Annotated in this window: 17 protein-coding genes and 1 tRNA gene; 10 read left to right on the forward strand and 8 right to left on the reverse strand. The window is 68.1% G+C overall.

Features of this window, described 5'->3' with window-relative positions:
* Window positions 1–29 precede the first annotated feature (29 nt).
* The 3 genes from pqqB to GQE99_RS04470 form a co-directional block, all read right to left on the reverse strand.
* Window positions 30–953 (reverse strand): pyrroloquinoline quinone biosynthesis protein PqqB, encoded by a 924-nt coding sequence (gene pqqB, locus GQE99_RS04460; protein WP_161350380.1) that lies wholly within the window; start codon window positions 951–953, stop codon window positions 30–32.
* A gap of 41 nt (window positions 954–994) precedes the next feature.
* A complete protein-coding gene (gene pqqA, locus GQE99_RS04465) occupies window positions 995–1,075 on the reverse strand; it encodes a pyrroloquinoline quinone precursor peptide PqqA (RefSeq protein WP_008335771.1) in 81 nt (26 codons plus the stop codon).
* 167 nt (window positions 1,076–1,242) lie between these two features.
* On the reverse strand, window positions 1,243–2,286 hold the full coding sequence (locus GQE99_RS04470; protein ID WP_235917112.1) for a LysR family transcriptional regulator: 1,044 nt from the start codon (window positions 2,284–2,286) through the stop codon (window positions 1,243–1,245).
* A gap of 162 nt (window positions 2,287–2,448) precedes the next feature.
* Between GQE99_RS04470 and GQE99_RS04475 the strand changes: the two genes are divergently transcribed.
* On the forward strand, window positions 2,449–3,951 hold the full coding sequence (locus GQE99_RS04475) for a sodium-dependent transporter (protein WP_161350381.1): 1,503 nt from the start codon (window positions 2,449–2,451) through the stop codon (window positions 3,949–3,951).
* A gap of 42 nt (window positions 3,952–3,993) precedes the next feature.
* Here the strand turns inward: GQE99_RS04475 and GQE99_RS04480 are convergent.
* Window positions 3,994–4,069, reverse strand: a tRNA-Ala gene (locus GQE99_RS04480).
* A 208-nt stretch (window positions 4,070–4,277) separates the two neighbouring features.
* A complete protein-coding gene (locus tag GQE99_RS04485; RefSeq protein ID WP_161350382.1) occupies window positions 4,278–4,607 on the reverse strand; it encodes a TIGR02300 family protein in 330 nt (109 codons plus the stop codon).
* Between the two features lie 120 nt (window positions 4,608–4,727).
* Here GQE99_RS04485 and GQE99_RS04490 point away from each other — a divergent pair, with 120 nt between their 5' ends.
* Window positions 4,728–5,468 carry a M48 family metallopeptidase gene (locus GQE99_RS04490; protein ID WP_235917113.1) on the forward strand — a complete coding sequence of 247 codons (741 nt, stop codon included), beginning with the start codon at window positions 4,728–4,730 and terminating at the stop codon, window positions 5,466–5,468.
* Window positions 5,469–5,498: 30 nt separating this feature from the next.
* Window positions 5,499–6,164 carry a GntR family transcriptional regulator gene (locus GQE99_RS04495; protein ID WP_161350384.1) on the forward strand — a complete coding sequence of 222 codons (666 nt, stop codon included), beginning with the start codon at window positions 5,499–5,501 and terminating at the stop codon, window positions 6,162–6,164.
* A 207-nt stretch (window positions 6,165–6,371) separates the two neighbouring features.
* Here the strand turns inward: GQE99_RS04495 and GQE99_RS04500 are convergent, their stop codons facing one another.
* Together GQE99_RS04500 and GQE99_RS04505 are read right to left on the reverse strand one after the other, a co-directional pair.
* Window positions 6,372–7,724: an ammonium transporter gene (locus GQE99_RS04500; RefSeq protein WP_161350385.1), complete on the reverse strand. Its 1,353-nt coding sequence runs from the start codon at window positions 7,722–7,724 to the stop codon at window positions 6,372–6,374.
* Between the two features lie 27 nt (window positions 7,725–7,751).
* Window positions 7,752–8,090: a P-II family nitrogen regulator gene (locus GQE99_RS04505; protein WP_161350386.1), complete on the reverse strand. Its 339-nt coding sequence runs from the start codon at window positions 8,088–8,090 to the stop codon at window positions 7,752–7,754.
* Window positions 8,091–8,357: 267 nt separating this feature from the next.
* Here GQE99_RS04505 and GQE99_RS04510 point away from each other — a divergent pair, with 267 nt between their 5' ends.
* Genes GQE99_RS04510 through GQE99_RS04540 form a run of 7 tightly spaced genes read left to right on the forward strand, consistent with a single transcriptional unit; the run spans window position 8,358 to window position 16,606 of the window.
* The gene (locus GQE99_RS04510) at window positions 8,358–10,550 is read left to right on the forward strand and encodes a transglycosylase domain-containing protein (RefSeq protein ID WP_161350387.1); all 2,193 of its coding nucleotides are present in this window, start codon (window positions 8,358–8,360) and stop codon (window positions 10,548–10,550) included.
* Window positions 10,551–10,603: 53 nt separating this feature from the next.
* On the forward strand, window positions 10,604–12,352 hold the full coding sequence (locus GQE99_RS04515) for a type I secretion system permease/ATPase (protein WP_161350388.1): 1,749 nt from the start codon (window positions 10,604–10,606) through the stop codon (window positions 12,350–12,352).
* 44 nt (window positions 12,353–12,396) lie between these two features.
* On the forward strand, window positions 12,397–13,692 hold the full coding sequence (locus GQE99_RS04520; protein WP_161350389.1) for an HlyD family type I secretion periplasmic adaptor subunit: 1,296 nt from the start codon (window positions 12,397–12,399) through the stop codon (window positions 13,690–13,692).
* Between the two features lie 53 nt (window positions 13,693–13,745).
* Complete coding sequence (locus GQE99_RS04525) at window positions 13,746–14,207, forward strand: RidA family protein (RefSeq protein ID WP_161350390.1); 462 nt, start codon at window positions 13,746–13,748, stop codon at window positions 14,205–14,207.
* Entirely contained in the window at window positions 14,204–14,971 is a 768-nt protein-coding gene (locus tag GQE99_RS04530) for a glycerophosphodiester phosphodiesterase family protein (RefSeq protein WP_161350391.1), read from the forward strand. Before GQE99_RS04525 ends, GQE99_RS04530 begins: the two co-directional genes overlap by 4 nt.
* A gap of 31 nt (window positions 14,972–15,002) precedes the next feature.
* On the forward strand, window positions 15,003–16,166 hold the full coding sequence (locus GQE99_RS04535) for a GNAT family N-acetyltransferase (protein WP_161350392.1): 1,164 nt from the start codon (window positions 15,003–15,005) through the stop codon (window positions 16,164–16,166).
* A gap of 53 nt (window positions 16,167–16,219) precedes the next feature.
* On the forward strand, window positions 16,220–16,606 hold the full coding sequence (locus GQE99_RS04540; RefSeq protein WP_161350393.1) for a DUF302 domain-containing protein: 387 nt from the start codon (window positions 16,220–16,222) through the stop codon (window positions 16,604–16,606).
* An 88-nt stretch (window positions 16,607–16,694) separates the two neighbouring features.
* On the opposite strand, the gene GQE99_RS04545 is transcribed toward GQE99_RS04540, so the two are convergent.
* Window positions 16,695–17,183, reverse strand: a complete 489-nt coding sequence (locus GQE99_RS04545) for a peroxiredoxin (RefSeq protein ID WP_161350394.1) — start codon at window positions 17,181–17,183, stop codon at window positions 16,695–16,697.
* Window positions 17,184–17,225 lie beyond the last annotated feature (42 nt).

Below are 17,225 nucleotides of genomic sequence, written 5' to 3' on the forward strand. Positions count from 1 at the left end.
GATGGTGGTGAATTGGGGTGTGTCGAGGCTCACAGCGTCACCTTCTGTCCGTGTCTGGCGATGTCCCATCCCGCGCGTTCCAGCGTCTTGCGCTCCGGCGAGTCCGGCAGATGCGCGGGGTTGGAGTTGTTGACGTGGATGAAGATCCGGCGGGTCACGTCGAGCCCCTTGAAGGCTTCGATCACCCCGTCGGTCCCGGCCATCGACATGTGCCCCATGCGCTGCCCGGTCTTGGGGCCAAGCCCGGCCGCGATGATTTCGTCGTCGGTCCAGAGCGTGCCGTCGAAGAACACAAGGTCCGCGCCGCGCAGCCGTTCTTCGAGCGCCGCGTCCATGCCCGCGCAGGCGGTGATGACGAACGCCTTGGCGCCGTCCGGCCCGGTGATCTCGAGCCCCAGCGTGTCACCCGTGACGTCGCGCTGGTGGCCGTGGGCCGTGCCCTCCAGGTACCAGGCGGATTTGCCGGGAACCTCGAAGGCCGTGACACTGATGCCGGTGGGCGATCCGTCCTGAAGCGTGAGCGGAAAGGGCTTGTCGATACCGACCGGGATGCGCGGCACCTTTTCGCGGTCCAGCACGTTGAAGATGGAATTGTCCTCGAGCAGCGACAGCACCCGCTCATGGGCCCAGATACCGAACGGGGACCCTTCGCGCATCGACAGAAGCCCCGCGACCGCGTCGACCTCGCCATTCGTCAGGATGACCCCGGCGATCGGGCTGTGGCGCAGTTCGGCCTCTTTCGGATGAAGCTCGGGCGTTTCGTTGATCTGCTGGCGGATGTCGGGCGAGGCGTTGACGAGAAACCAGTTCTCCCCGTCCGCGCTGAAAGCGACGGAGGCCTGCCCATCGCCAAGCGCCGGGTTGGCGCGCGCCGCCCGGCAGGTCGGGCAATTGCAGTTCCATTGCGGAACCCCTCCGCCCGCGGCGCCCCCGAGAACGACGAAGTTCAGCATGGGGACGCGGGCACTGAAGTCGGCGGGCAGAGGGGCATGGGTTACTTCTGCTTCGCGCAGGCGTACATGTTGATTTCCATGCCGACCGGAATCTCGCGAACTTTCGGTGCGTCCCAAGCCATGTGGAACCTCCCTTCGTTTTGTTGCACAGCGACATTGCTGCAGGAACGAGAGTAGGGACGGGCCCCGGCGACCTTCAATCTATGCGCTCCATAGACCGCGGCCAAACGCGGGCATCAGGCCGGAAAATCATTTAATGGCAATGGCTTGGCTTCGCGCGCCTTGGTGCCTAGTCGGCTGCGGCCGGCGTGTCGAGGAAGGGTGGCGTATCGAGAAGACCGGGCGGCGCGAAATGCGCGCCCGCCACCTTGAGGTGCTCGATCAGGCTCGCATACGGGTCCGTACGCAAATACGTTTTGGGCAGGAGGGCGACCACGTCGCGCGCCGGGAAGTCGACCCGGTAGAGGCGCACCCCCTGGATTGCCGTTCCCCCGACGACGCAGGACATCGCCGGGGCGAGGCATACGCCAAGGCCGGACCGCACCATCCCCAAAGCGACCTCGAAACTGCGGGCCTGTGCGAAGGGCCAGTTGCCCGGGACCACCTTGTCGTACCACGCCTGCACGCGCTTGCTGTGCTGCGTGCCGAAAGCGAACTGGATCGAACGCATCAGCACCTCGCGCGCCTCGGGCGACAGGTCTGTGCGCGGGTCCGCGACGTCGGCGAGGTCGAGATCCCGGGGCACGGCGAGCACGTAGGGATCCACGCAGATCGGAACCTGCTGGAAGCCGGCGCTGGCCGGCGCGATGGAGTTCGACGAGATCAGGCCAAGGTTGATGCGCCGCGCGTAGAGCATCTCGAGCACCTCGGCGGGCGAGCTTTCGTGGATGTCGTAGTCGACGCGCGGAAACTCCTCGTGCAGCGCCTCCATCGCGGGGGGCAGGATCACCCGCAGGATGGAGTTGAGCCCGGCGAGGTGCACGGTCTGGCGCGACCCGTCGCCGATCTCGGCCACCCCGTCCTCGAGCGCCTGCATGCTTTCGAGCACCTTTTCCACGTGGCGCAGAAGGTGGCGCCCCGCCTCGGTCAGCTCGAGCGTGTTCGAGCGCCGGTCGAAGAGCGACGAGCCGACGATGTCCTCCAGCGTGGCGATCTGCTGCGACACGGACGGCTGCGCGAGGCCCAGCTGTTTGCTCGCCTGCGTGAGGCTTGTCGAGTGGGCCACGGACCAGAACACCTGGAGCCTGCGGAAGGTCAGCCCGCCGGCCGCGTCGCTGGCGGACCGGGGCTTGGCGTCCTCGGCGGGGCGGTCTTGTTTCTCGGACTTCTTCAAGGTGGGTCCCTGTTCGCAGAGTCTTCGCCCCAGCTTAGGCAGGTCCTGCCATTGCGCTGTGCAATATCACATATTCTTTTGCCGGATGGCAGCGCGGGGCGGGAACAGGGGGACACCCTACCGCGTTGCTCCGTGGCGAACACGGATTCACGGGAGGCCCTTTTGCCACCAGCGGACCCGCGCGACGCGCAGCCGGACAACGAAGACACCGCCCCGCAGGATGCGACGGAACGCGGCCGATCGTCTGCGTCCGAAAACGGATCATCCGACGGGCCGCGCGCCGCGCAGCGCGAACCCACAGCCCGCCCCCGCGAAGAGAGCAGCCAGGCGGCGGCCGGTCTTTCCGACGTTTCGCGCGAAGCCGCGCACCGTAGGGAAGAGCCCTATGCGACGTGGTCGTCGGAACGGGCCTTCGTCCTGTCCACCGCGGCGGCGGGCGTGGGACTGGGCAACCTCTGGCGCTTCCCGACATTGGTGGGCGAGAACGGCGGCGGCGCGTTCCTGGTGGCCTATGCCATCGCTGTCGTCGCCTTCGCGATCCCCTTCGCCGCGCTCGAGGTGGCCGCCGGCCGCAATTCCCATGGCTCCGTGATCGCGAGCTTCCGTCGCCTGGGGCGGGCCTTCGTGGCCTTCGGCGTCGCGGTGGTGCTGCTGACGCTGATGATCAACAGCTACTATTTCGTCGTGACCGGCTGGACCTTCGGCTACGCGGTCGAAAGCACGCTGGGGGCCCCGCCCGCTTTCGGGGAGTTCAGCTCCGGTTTCGCCTCGGTCTGGTGGCTGGGCGGGACCGGTGCCGTGGTGGCCGCCATTCTGGCCTTCGGCCTGTCGGGGATCGAACGCGCCGCGCAGTTTCTCATGCCGGTGCTGCTTCTCGCGCTGGGCGGGATCGCAATCTACGGGCTGCAGAACGGGGCGGCCGGCGAGGCGATGGATTTCCTCTTTTCGACCGACGCCACCCGGTTCGCGGACCCCGGTCTGTGGCGCGCCGCCTTCGGGCAGGCGTTCTTCTCGATGACCATCGGGCAGGGCTACCTGATCACCTACGGCAGCTACCTGCCGCGCCGGGTGCATGTCCCGCGCGCCGTGGCCTCCATCGCCGCGATGAACTCCGGCGTGGCGATCCTGGCGGGTATCGCGATCTTTCCGCTGGTCTTCGCAGCGGGCCTGTCGCCCGACGCGGGCTCGGAACTCGCGTTCGAGACCTTGCCGAAAGCGTTCGAGAACATGGGCGCGGGCGGTATCCTTGCCCCGGTGTTCTTCTGGCTCCTGTTCCTCGCCGCGCTGTCATCCTGCCTGGGCGGTGCGAAGGTGGTGACGGCGGCCCTGCGCGAACAATGGCGCCCGTTCGGACAGGTCTCGGCGGTCATCGCGGGCATCCTCGCCATCGTCGCGCTCGCCGTGCCGTCGGCCCTGAGTTACTCCGCGGCGGAGTGGAGGATCGCCGGCGAACCGGTGCTGGACGCCGTCGACCGGACCATCGGCTCCAACGGCGTGATCCTCGCCGCCATCGGCTCGTCCCTCATCCTCGGCTGGCGCTTCAGCCCCGGCCACCTGTGCCGGCAATTCGGCCTGCGCCACGGTGCAGCCCGAACCCTCGCCTGGATCGTCCGCCTCGGCCCGCTCGGCCTCGGCGTGCTGTTCGGGGTCACGACGGTAACGTGACGTGCCGGTCGCGTACGCGATGTTGGTGTGTGGTGGGGGATTTGGTGGAGCCTAGGGGAGTCGAACCCCTGACCTCTTGCATGCCATGCAAGCGCTCTCCCAACTGAGCTAAGGCCCCATACGGCTCATGCCGAATGTTCGCGGTGTTTAGGCGAGCGCGGGGTGGGTTTCAAGCGAAAAAAACGCCGGTCGTGCAATTCCTTCGGACCCGCCCGAAACCGCCGTGTTTCCTGGCCCCGCGGCCGCGCCCGACGCCCGCGCAGCGGCGCGAACGACAAGGGCCGGGCGCAACGGCCCGGCCCCGTGATTCTCGCACCCGCCGGTGCTTACTCGTCGTCTTCCGAGGCGACGTCGGCGATCTCGTCGAGCGAGACGTCGTCATCGTCGTCGTCCTCGAGCACGTCATCGCCCAGATCGACGTCGGTGTCGTCGTCTTCGATCGTCTCGTCGTCGTTGCTGACGAGGTCGTCGCTCGAGGTGTCGTCTTTCTTGCTGGCCTTGTCCGCCTTGTCGGCGACCATGGTCCGCGACTTGCCGGTGTCGATCTCGACCACTTCGCCGGTGTAGGGCGAAACGATCGGGTCGGCGTTCAGGTCGTAGAACCGCTTACCGGTCGTCGGGCAAACGCGTTTCGTGCCCCATTCTTCCTTGGGCATGGAAAACCCTTTCCGTCATCATGTCGTCATGCGAGATTTGGGCGCAATTGCCACATGTGCAAGGGGGTGTCAAAGCCTTTCAAAACGGGTTTTGGCGCATTGAGCGAGCGGGAGCCGCAAATGGGGCTGAGAGAAGCGGTCTTCGGACGGGGCGGAGGACAGGAGCCGGCGACGATTCGCCTGCCCGGTCAGCCGGAGGTCGTGGTGCGCGTGCGCCGCTCGTCCCGGGCGCGCCGCCTGTCGCTCCGGATCTCGCGGCTCGACGGGCAGGTCACGCTCACGCTGCCCACGGGCGTGCGCTTTCGCGAGGCCGAGGCCTTCGCGGCCGAACGGGCCCGGTGGATCCGCGGCCACCTCGCCGATCTGCCGCATGAGGTCGTGCCGCTTCCCGGTGCCGCGATCCCGTTCGAGGGGCGCATGCTGCCGATCGAGGCCGCCCCGCGACGGAGTGTGGCGATCCGGGAGGACCGTATCCTCGTGCCGGACACCCGGGTCGAGACGACGCCCGCGCGCCTTGCCGCCGTTCTCAAGCACGCCGCACGTGACCGGCTGGTCGAGGCCTCCACGCGCCACGCAGCCGCTGTCGGCTGCGCGTTCGGCAAGGTGACGTTGCGCGACACACGCTCGCGCTGGGGGTCGTGCTCGGCGCAGGGCAACCTGATGTATTCCTGGCGGCTGGTGATGGCCCCGCCCGAGGTGCTCGACTACGTCGCCGCGCACGAGGTCGCCCATCTCGTCCACATGGACCACTCGGCGGCCTTCTGGCGCCAGTGCGAGAGGCTCTTTCCCGATCACAAGGCGCAGCGCCGGTGGTTGCGCGAAGAGGGCGGTGGGCTGCACCGCTACCGCTTCCGCGATTGACCGCGGCAGCATTTGTGATCACAAAGGGACATGGACACGCCGCCCCCCGCCCCGACACAGCCGCCCGATCCGCAGAGCTCGGCCCATGAACGGGTCTACCGGACCCTGCGCGCGCGCCTCATGGCCGGCGAGATGGAGCCGGGCGTCGCGCTCACCCTGCGCGGCATCGGCAAGGATTTCGGCGTCTCCATGACCCCCGCGCGCGAGGCCGTGCGCCGGCTGGCCGCGGAAGGTGCGTTGACCCTGTCGTCATCGGGGCGTGTGACCACGCCGGATCTCACCCCGGAACGGATCGAGGAGCTGGCGGCGCTGCGCGCACTCCTGGAGCCCGAGCTTGCCGCCCGGGCCCTGCCGCGTGCGCACCTCGCGCTGATCGAGCGCCTGCGCACCATAAATTCACGGGTGGCCGAGGTCGTGGCGAAGCATGACGTGACCGGCTACATCCGCTCGAACCTCGAGTTCCACCGCACGCTCTACCTGCGTGCCCAGGCGCCGGCGATGCTGGCGATGGCAGAGACCGTTTGGCTCCAGCTGGGGCCCACGATGCGCGCGCTCTACATGTCGCGCGACCGCTCCGACCTGCAAAAGCACCACCGCGCGATCCTTGCGGCCCTTGCCGCGGGGGATGAGCCGGGGCTGCGCCTGGCCGTGCGGACGGACGTGACACAGGGGCTCAGGATGCTCGTCGGGCTCTAGATTACAAATTCGTAATGTCGTGATGCGACGGAGGCGCCGGGCCCGCGCGTTTGCAGGGGCACGATGGAGGGTCATGTCCTGCCCCCCTCCACGCCGCTCCGACCGGGGCGGCCGAAAGGCCGGGGGTCTCCCCGGCCTTTTCGCGTGCGGCAAAGAAAAAAGCCCGGGCGCGAACGCCCGGGCCTGTGTTTCGGATATGGTGAGCGATCAGCTCACGAATTCCGGGTAGGCTTCCATGCCCAGCTCGGCCTTGTCGAGGCCCATCATCTCGTCCTCTTCGCTCACGCGCAGGCCCATGACGGCCTTGAGGATGAACCAGATGATCGCCGAGACCACGAAGACGAAGATGCCGACGATGATGATCGAGATGATCTGGCCGCCGAAGGTCGCGTCCGAGTTGGTGAAGACGACCGCGATGGTGCCCCAGATACCGGCGAGCAGGTGCACCGGGATGGCGCCGACCACGTCGTCGATCTTCATCTTGTCGAGCATCGGGACCGCGAAGACCACGATCACGCCGCCGACGGCACCGATGATGGTGGCAGCACCCAGCGACGGGGTGAGCGGTTCGGCCGTGATCGACACGAGACCCGCGAGCGCGCCGTTGAGAACCATCGTCAGGTCGACCTTCTTGTAGACGATCTGGGTCAGGATCAGCGCGGCGATGGCACCACCGGCCGCGGCCGTGTTGGTGTTCGAGAAGATGCGCGACACGTCGGCCACGTCACCCACGGTGCCCATCGCGAGCTGCGAGCCGCCGTTGAAGCCGAACCAGCCGAGCCACAGGATGAACGTGCCCAGCGTGGCGAGGGTCAGGTTCGAACCCGGGAAGGCCGTGACCTTACCGTCGACGTACTTGCCAAGGCGCGGGCCGAGGATCAGCGCACCGGCGAGAGCCGCCCAGCCGCCGACCGAGTGCACGACGGTCGAACCGGCGAAATCGAGGAAGCCGAACTGGCTGTCGAGGAAGCCGCCGCCCCATTTCCAGGAGGCCTGGATCGGGTAGATGAAGCCGGTCAGGATCACGGTGAAGATCAGGAACGGCCAAAGCTTGATGCGCTCGGCGAGCGTACCCGAGACGATCGAGGCCGTGGTGGCGCAGAACATCAGCTGGAAGAAGAAGTCCGAACCGGTCGAGGCGTAGCCATAGTCGTCGGCCGCGTCACGCCCGACACCGACCGCTTCGAGCACCGCGACGCCGAAGGCGCCAAGGTAGCCGCCGGTCTCGTCCGTGCCGATCGACCAGGACCCCAGCGGGTACATCAGGTTGTAGCCGATGAGGTAGTACATGATCGCCGCGATCGAGAAGAGCGCGATGTTCTTGGTGAGCTGCATGGTCACGTTCTTGGAGCGAACGAGGCCGGCCTCGAGCATCGAGAAACCCGCGGCCATCCACATCACGAGGAAGCCGCCGATGAGGAAGAGCAGCGAGTTGAAGATGAAGATCGAATCGGACGCGGCATCGGTGCCCGCGACCGGACCTTCGTCCTGACCAAAGGCGACCATCGGCAGCATGGTGGCCGCCGCGACGCCAAGCGGAAGAAGTTTCTTGAGTTGCATGTCGTGTAGTTCCCCTTGTTGTCGCGCTTAGAGCGCGTCCCCGTCGGTTTCGCCGGTCCGCACGCGCAGTGCGCCCGCGACATCCATGGTGAAGATCTTGCCGTCGCCGATCTTCCCGGTCTGGGCGGTCTTGGCGATGGTCTCGACGACCTGGTCGGCCAGCCCGTCCTCGACGACGATTTCCAGTTTCACCTTCGGCACGAAATTCACGGCGTATTCCGCGCCGCGGTAGATTTCCGTGTGGCCCGACTGCGAACCGAAACCCTTGATTTCCGTCACCATCATGCCGCGCACGCCGATGGTGGTCAGCGCCTCGCGGACCTCCTCCAGCTTGAACGGCTTGATCGCTGCAATGATCAGTTTCACGTCATTTCCCCTATATTGATGCGGGAGGTGCCCCGCGCGAAATCACGCCCTTAGCAAGCGCAGGCGCACCCCGCTCAACAAGGAAACGCGGGGTGCGCGTGCCCGCCCCGTAGGCAATTGCCTAATTTTTGGACATAGAATCTGGTGTGTGCTCAATTATTACTCGCACCCCGGAGGCACATTTCTGCGACCTGATCCCGAACCGCTCGCAATACCGGGCGCGAGTCGTTAGTTTGGCGCGAAAAGAGCAGCCGACGCAGCGGACACATGGCAAACAACGGAAAGCGGCGCACCCCGCTTGTCGCGGACAAGCGCTACGCAAAGCCGCAGAAAACAACGAAAAAAGCCACCGGTGGCAAGCAACGTCCGCCGCGCAGGCCGCGCCGGGGCAAACGCGCCGCACCGCGGCGGCGCCTGCCGCTCATCCTGGCGTTGCCGCTCGGGCTGATCCGCTGGGTTTTGCGCATCTTCTTGCGGCTGGGCATGGTGACGGCCGTCGTCGCGGCCATCGGGATCGCCGCGGCCGTGTTCTACACCGCCTCCACCATTCCGCCGATGTCCAAGCTCGTCGATGGGCGTGCCAAGGGCTCGGTCACGATGCTCGACCGCTACGGCGACACCTACGCCTGGCGTGGCAACCAGTTCGCCGGGATCGTCACCGCCGACACGGTGAGCGACCACCTCAAGAATGCCGTGGTCGCGACCGAGGACCGTCGGTTCTACCGCCATTTCGGCGTCTCTCCGCGCGGCATCGCAAGTGCCATCCGCATCAACCTTGCGGAGGGGCGCGGGCCGCTCTCCGGCCACGGCGGGTCGACCATTACCCAGCAGACCGCCAAGCTCCTGTGCCTGGGCAATCCCTACGACCCGAACTCCGGCATGACCGAGGCGGAATACGAGGCCGACTGCCGTCGCTCGTCGCTGGCGCGCAAGGCGAAGGAGGCGATCTACGCCCTCGCGCTGGAAACCAAGCTGTCGAAGGACGAGATCCTCACGATCTACCTCAACCGCGCCTATTTCGGCGGCGGCTCCTACGGCGCCGAAGCGGCGAGCCAGCGCTACTACGGCAAGTCGGCGGCCAACATCAGCCCCGGCGAGGCCGCGACTCTCGCCGGCCTGCTCACCGCGCCGTCGACCTACGCGCCGACCGCGAACATGGACCGCAGCTGGTCGCGCGCGCTGACCGTGATCAAGCTGATGGAGCAGCAGGGCTACCTCACCGCCGCCGAAGCGCAGGCAGCGCGCGCCAACCCGGCGCAGCTGTCCGAAGCTGCGCAACGCGAGGCGGGCGGATATTTCGCCGACTGGGTGATGGGCGAGGGGCCCTCGTTCCTGACCCGCGACACGACCGAGGACGTGATCATCCGCACGACTTTCGACCCGGCGATCCAGGCCGCGGCGGAAGAGGCGCTTCTCAAGGTGTTCGAGGAAAAGGTCGCCGACGACAGCGAAGCCCAGGCCGCGATCGTGGTGATGAGCGCCGACGGCGCGGTGCGTGCAATGGTCGGCGGACGCCAGACCAAGGTGTCGGGCGCGTTCAACCGCGCCACCCAGGCGATGCGCCAGACCGGCTCGGCCTTCAAACCCTTCGTCTATGCCGCGGCGCTCGATCTTGGCTGGAGCTACGACGACACGATCGTCGATGAGCCGATCACCATCGACGTCCCAGGCTCGGGCCCGTGGTCGCCGCAGAACTACACCCGCAAGTTCTACGGGCCGGTGACGCTGACCACCGCCCTCAAGAACTCGCTCAACATCCCGGCGATCAAGCTGTCCGAGGATGTCGGGCGCGAGAACGTGCGCACCGTCGCCTCCTATTTCGGGATCGAGAGCGATCTCGCCGCGGGCCCCGCGCTTGCGCTGGGCGTGTCCGAGACCACGCTGCTCCAGATGACCGGCGCCTTCGCGGGCATCCAGAACGGCGGTTCGGCGGTCGAGCCCTACGGCCTGGTCGAACTGTCGCTGCTGGGCGACGAGCAGCCGCTGATGGAGCAGGAAGGCGGCATCGGCAAGCGCGTCATCCAGGAAAACGCGAACCGGCAGCTGGTCTACATGATGCACCAGGTCATCGAGAGCGGCTCGGGCCAGCGTGCCCGTCTCGAAGGGCGCGAGGCGGCCGGCAAGACGGGCACGACGCAGTCGGCCCGCGACGCCTGGTTCGTCGGCTTCACCGCCGACTACGTGGCCGGCGTCTGGATGGGCTACGACGACAACACGCCGCTCACCGGCGTGACCGGCGGCGGCCTCCCGGCCGAGATCTGGCGCGAGACGATGACCCGGGTCCATGCCGACCTCGAGCCCCGGCCGCTGCCGATGATCCGGCCCGAGCGCGAGCCGGTCGTCGCCCAGGACGCACAACCGGAGCCCTTCGACCCGGCCAACATCTTCAACGGCGGCAACCGCCGGCCGCGCGAAGACAGCCTGATCGGCGTGATCCAGAACATCCTCGGCATCAACTGAGACCGGCCCGCCGTTAACCCGGAATTATCGTGTCGGGGGGCAGGGTGCGGGCCATGAGCACCGTGACCCGCCCCGCCGGCCGTACGGAACTTCGCGCCGTCCTGCGTGAGGCGCGGGGCCTGTTCTGGATCGTGGGGGTCTTCTCCGCCTTCATGAACCTCCTGATGCTGACCGGGCCGCTCTACATGCTGCAGGTCTATGACCGGGTGCTGGGCAGCCGGTCGGAGGAAACGCTGCTCGCGCTGACCGTGCTCATGGTGTTCCTCTTTGCGATGATGGGGTGCCTCGACTTCGTGCGCGGCCGCGTGCTGGCGCGGATCGGGGCGCGGTTGCAAGTGCGTCTCGACCACCGGGTCTTCGCGGCCATGCTGGATCATGACGCGCGCCTGACGCGCACCTCGGTCGCCTCTGAAAACGGGCTTCGCGCGCTGGAGGCGCTGCGCCGGTTCTTGGCATCGCCCGCCTGCGCCGCGCTCTTCGACCTGCCGTTCACGCCGATCTTCCTCGCGGGCATCCTGCTCTTCCATCCGCTGCTGGGCGCGCTGGCGCTGGGCGGGGGCGCGCTGCTCGTGGGCATCGCGGTGCTCAACCAGCTTGCGACCGCGGCCCCGAGGCGCGGGGCGGGTGCGGCGGCGATGCAGGCCGACAGCTTCAGCGAACAGATCCGGTCGGAGGCCGAGATGGTGCGCGCCCTGGGCATGTCGGACGCGGCTTTCGCGCGCTGGTTCCGGGCACGCCATTCCGCGTTGGCCGACACCATCCTGTCGGCGGACCGCGCGGGGGGCTGGTCGTCCCTGTCACGCACCCTGCGTCAGGTCCTGCAATCGGCGATGCTGGGGCTCGGTGCCTGGCTGGTGCTGCACGGGCAGGTGACGCCCGGCGTGATGATCGCCGCCTCGATCCTCATGGGCCGCGCGCTTGCCCCGGTCGACCTGCTCATCGGCCAGTGGCCGCTGGCGCAATCCGCGCGGCTGGGCTGGCGGACGCTGGCGACGCTTCTTTCAAGGGTGGACCAACCCGCGCCGCGCACTGGCCTGCCACGACCCCGCGCGATCCTGAGCGCCGAGACTCTGACCATCGTGCCGCCGGGCGTGGCGCAGGCGGCGCTGCGCATGGTCAGCTTCGACCTGCAACCCGGGGAGGCGATGGGCGTCATCGGGCCCTCCGGCGCGGGCAAATCGAGCCTCGCGCGGGCCATCACGGGGGTCTGGCCCCCGGTGGGTGGGCGCCTGCGGCTGGACGGGGCGGCGCTCGACCAGTTCGACCCGGCGGTGCTGGGCCAGCACATCGGGGTTCTGCCGCAACGCGTCCGGCTGTTCGACGGAACCATCGCCGAGAACATCGCGGGCCTTGCACTTGACCCGGACGACGCGCAGGTCGTCGCCGCCGCGCGCAAGGCCGCCGCGCACGACCTGATCCTCCGGCTCCCGGACGGCTACGACACGCGGGTGCAGGGGGCCGGGGGGCTGCTCTCCGGCGGGCAGTTGCAGCGCATCGGGTTGGCGCGCGCGCTTTACCGCGACCCAGTGATCCTCGTGCTCGACGAACCCAATGCCAACCTCGACAACGAGGGGAGCGAGGCGTTGAACCAGGCGATCCGGGCGGTGAAGGCGGAGGGCGGCGCGGTGCTCATCATGGCGCACCGCCCCTCGGCGATCCAGGAATGTGACAAGCTGCTCGTCCTCGCCGATGGTCTCCAACGCGCCTTCGGCCCGCGTGACGAGGTGCTGCGGCGTACGGTGCAGAACGCGGGCCAGATCGCGCAGGGGGCAGGGCTCCACCGTGCGGCAGGGGTGATGTGATGGGCGCCCCGGCCCCGCCACCCGGCCACGACCCGACAGCGGTCATGCGTGCCTGGTCCGCGCGTACCCATGTTCTGGTGGGGCTGACCGCGCTCGCGCTCCTGGTCGGCGGATTCGGGACGTGGTCGGTCGGCACCGACCTCTCGGGCGCGATCATCGCCCCCGGCGCGGTGGAGAGCGAACAGAACCGGCAGGTGGTCCAGCACCCCGACGGCGGCGTGATCGCGACCCTCGAGGTGGCCGAGGGCGACGTGGTGGAGGCCGGCGACGTTCTCATCCGGCTCGATCCCGAACAGCTCCGCTCCGCGCGCACCATCGTCGAACAACAGCTTTTCGAACTGCAGGCGCGGCGCGGCCGGCTGGAGGCGGAGCGGGACGGGCGCCCGGCGATCCGGTTCGATCCGATGCTGCTCGAGGCGGCGCGGGGCGACACGGCGGTGCGCGCGGTGATGGACGGGCAGCGGCGGCTCTTCGACCAGCGGCGGGAGTCGCTCGCGGCCGAGAAGGAACAGCTGGCCAAGCGGCAGGCGCAGATCGCGCTTCAGAACGACGGGATCGCGGCGCAGCAGGCCGCGCTGGACCGGCAGATCGCCCTGATCGACGAAGAGCTCGCCAACAAGCGCGCGCTGCTCAAACGGGGGCTCACGCGATCCTCCGTCGTGCTCGCGCTTGCCCGGGACAAGGCCGCGCTCGAGGGTCGGGCCGGGGAACTCGCCGCGCTTGTCGCCCAGAACGACGGGCGCATGACCGAGATCGCGATCGAGATCATCAAGCGCGACCAGGCCCGGCGCGAAGAGGCGATCGAGACGTTGCGCGACATCGGGGTGCGCGAGGCCGAACTTGCCGAGCGCCGCCGCGCGCTCACCGCGCAGCTGGGCCGGCTCGACATCCGCGCGCCGCTGGGCGGCGCCATCCACGCGATGGAGGTCCATGCCGTGCAGGAGGTGATCCGCCCCGCCCAGCCGCTTCTCTACATCGTGCCGCAGGACCAGAGGCTCGTCATCGCCGCAAAGGTCGCCCCGATCGATGTGGACGAGATCCGGGTGGGCCAGGCCGTCAGCCTGCGGATTCCGGGGCTCGAGGCGCGGCGCACGCCGGATCTCGTGGGCCGCGTCGCCTCGGTGTCGCCCGACGCGCTGAGCGACGAGGCGACCGGCACCCGGTATTACCGCGCCCGCATCCGGCTGGTCGAAGGCGAAAGCGCGAAACTGCCCGTGGGCACGGTCCTCGTCCCCGGCATGCCGGTGGAAGCGTTCCTGCGCACCACCGACCGCAGCCCGCTCGCCTATCTCGTCGAACCGCTGGCGCAATATTTCAGCCGGGCCCTGCGCGAAAGCTGAGCCTTTCACCCGGGCGGGGGCCGCGTTAGCGTGCCGGCAAAAGGAGATGCGCAATGGGTAAATTCGAATCGCGCCTGGCCGAGCTCGGCGTCACGCTGCCGGACGCCCCCGCCCCGGCCGCCAATTACGTGCCGTTCCATGTCGTGGGCGACATGGTCTACGTTTCCGGCCAGGTGTCCATGCGCGACGGGACCCTCGTCACCGGCAAGCTGGGCGACGACATGGCGACCGAGGACGGCGTCGAGGCCGCGAAGCTCTGCGCGATCTCTCTGCTGGCACAGGTGAAGGCCGCTGCGGGCGGCGACCTCGACCGGTTGGCCCAGGTGGTCAAGCTCACCGGCTTCGTCAACTCCACGCCGGGTTTCGGCGATCAGCCCAAGGTCATCAACGGCGCGTCCGATTTCCTCGTCGAGGCGCTGGGGGACACGGGCCGTCACACCCGCTCGGCCGTCTCGGCGGCCTCGCTGCCCTTCGGCGCGGCGGTCGAGATCGAAGGCATCTTCCAGCTCGCATGACCGACCTGCCGGCGGCATTCCTGGGCCCGCCTCTCGCGCACAGGGCCTATCACGACGCGGCCGCGGGCCGGCCCGAGAACTCGCGCGCCGCGGTGCGCGCGGCAGTCGCGGCGGGCTACGGGATCGAGATCGACGTGCAGCTTTCGCGCGACGAGGTCGCGATGGTCTTCCACGACTACGACCTGGCCCGGCTGACCGGCGAAAAGGGCCCGGTGCGCCAGCGCACGGCCGAAGACCTGGCCTTGATCCGGCTTACCGGCGGGGACGAGGGCATCCCGACGCTGTCCGAGATACTGGCACTCGTCGACGGCCGCGTACCGGTGCTCATCGAGATCAAGGACCAGGACGGCGCGATGGGCCCCAACGTGGGCCCGCTGGAGGCCGCCGTGGCAGACGCGGTGACCGCCTATGCCGGACCCGTGGCGGTCATGTCGTTCAACCCGCACGCGGTGGCCGAAATGGCCCGCCTCGCACCCGACGTGCCGCGCGGGCTGACCACCTGCGCCTTCAGCGCCGAGGATTGGCCGATCCTGAACGCCACCACGCGCACGCTCCTCGCCCGCATCCCCGATTTCGACCGGACCGGCGCCACGTTCATCAGTCACGACGCCCGCGACCTGCGTGCCGAAACGGTCGCCGTGCTCAAGGCGCGCGGCGTGCCGGTCCTGTGCTGGACCGTGCGCTCGCCCGAGGCCGAAACACAAGCGCGTGAAATAGCCGACAACATCACCTTCGAGGGCTACGCGGCCCCGCACGCCGGTTGACCCCGCGCGCCACAGACCCCGTATAGAAGACATGGACGAACGCGCCATCGAGATACGCACCCACGACAGCCTCGCCGACATTCCGGCCGAGGACTGGGATGCCTGCGCCTGCCCGGAGGGCGGCGACCGGCCCGAGGACCCGTTCACAACGCACCGGTTCCTCCATGCGCTGGAGCGCTCCGGCTCGGTCGGGCCCGGCACCGGCTGGCAGCCCCTCTACCTCAGCGCACGTGACGAGGCCGGGATCATCGGCGTCGCGCCGATGTATGCCAAGATGCACAGCCAGGGCGAATACGTCTTCGACCATTCCTGGGCCCATGCCTGGGAACGCGCCGGCGGCTCCTATTATCCCAAGCTCCAGATCGCGGTGCCGTTCACGCCCGCGACCGGCCGCCGGTTCCTTGTCCGGCCGGGGGCCGAGGCCAAGGGCATGTCGGCGCTCGTGCAGGGCGCCGTGCAGGTGGCGGCGGACAATGAGCTGTCATCGCTCCACGTCACCTTCTGCACGGAAGACGAGGCGATCGCGGGCGAGGCGATGGGGCTCCTGCACCGGAGCCATTCGCAATACCACTGGTTCAACGACGGTTTTGCCGATTTCGATGCCTTCCTCGAAACCCTGTCGAGCCGCAAGCGCAAGGCGATCCGCAAAGACCGGCGCACCGCGCAGAACTTCGGCGGCGAAATCCTCGCGCTGACCGGCGACGACCTCAAGCCCGAGCATTGGGATGCCTTCTGGACCTTCTACCAGGACACCGGGGCGCGCAAATGGGGTTCGCCCTACCTGACACGGGCCTTCTTCGACATCGTGCAGGAGGAAATGCGCGACGACGTGCTCCTGGTGCTGGCGATGCGCGACGGGATGCCGGTGGCCGGGGCGCTGAATTTCATAGGGCGCGACGTGCTCTACGGCCGATACTGGGGCTGTATCGAACATCACCCGTCGCTGCATTTCGAGCTGTGCTACTACCAGGCGATCGACTACGCGATCGAACACGGGCTCGGCCGGGTCGAGGCCGGGGCGCAGGGCGATCACAAGCTGGCGCGCGGCTACATGCCGGTGACCACCCATTCGCTGCACTGGATCGGCGATCCGGGCTTCCGCCGCGCCGTGGCCGAGTTCTGCGAACAGGAAGCGCGCGCGGTCGACGAGGATATCGAGATCCTGACCTCGATGGGTCCCTTCAAGCGCGGTTGACGGGGCCGATGCACGGCCCCACATTCATTTCAGCGAATATAATGGAGAAGCACATGGCCTATACCCTCGACCGCCTCATCGAAGGCGCCGACTTCGAAGACGTGGATGCCCGCACCCGCGCTGCGCTGGGCGATGCCGGTTTCGGTGTCCTGACCGAGATCGACGTGAAAGCGACGATGAAGAAAAAGATCGACAAGGACATGGACGACTACCGCATCCTTGGCGCCTGCAATCCCAACATGGCGTGGGAAGCGATCGGGATGGAGCCCCGCGTGGGCGCCATGCTGCCGTGCAACGTGATCCTGCGCTCGGTCGACGGCGGGGTCGAGGTCTCGGCGGTGGACCCGGTCGCCTCGATGTCCGGGATCGACAATGACGAGCTGAAACAGGTGGCAGGCCAGGTGCGCGACATGCTGGCGGGCGTGGTGAAGGCCATCTGAGCCGGGGCATCCAGCCCAGTCAAAACGACGAGCGCCGCACCGGGGTTTCCCGCTGCGGCGCTTTTCCATTCGGATGCTCGGGTGCGGCTCAGATCGCCTCGAGCATCGATTCCCCGCCCGACATGTCGCAGACGCCGGGGTTTTCCTCGGCCTGGAACACCTTCACGACACCGTCCTCGGCCATCAGCGCGTAGCGCTTGGAGCGCGCGACCAGCCCGACCGGCGGCGCGTCGAAGCGCAGGCCCATCGCCTCGGTCAGCGTGCATTCCGGGTCGCCCAGCATCTCGATCCCCGCGTCGTTGGCGCCGGTCGAGGAACCCCAGGCACCCATGACGAAGGGGTCGTTGACCGACACGCACATGACGGCATCCACGCCCTTGCCCTTCAGGGCGTTCATGTTGCGGATGAAGCTGGGCACATGCGCGGTCGTGCAGGTGCCGGTAAAGGCGCCGGGCAGGCCGAAGATCACGACCTTGCGGCCCTTGGTCAGGCTGGAAAGTTCGACCTGCTCGGGCCCTTTTTCGCCGAGTTTCATGAGGGTTGCGTCGGGCAGCGTGTCGCCCACTGAAATCGTCATGGAGTCCTCCTGTTCGCGTTGCCATTCTGATACGGCAGGCGA

The sequence above is a fragment of the Maritimibacter harenae genome, assembly GCF_009882975.1.
Classification (GTDB): domain Bacteria; phylum Pseudomonadota; class Alphaproteobacteria; order Rhodobacterales; family Rhodobacteraceae; genus Maritimibacter; species Maritimibacter harenae.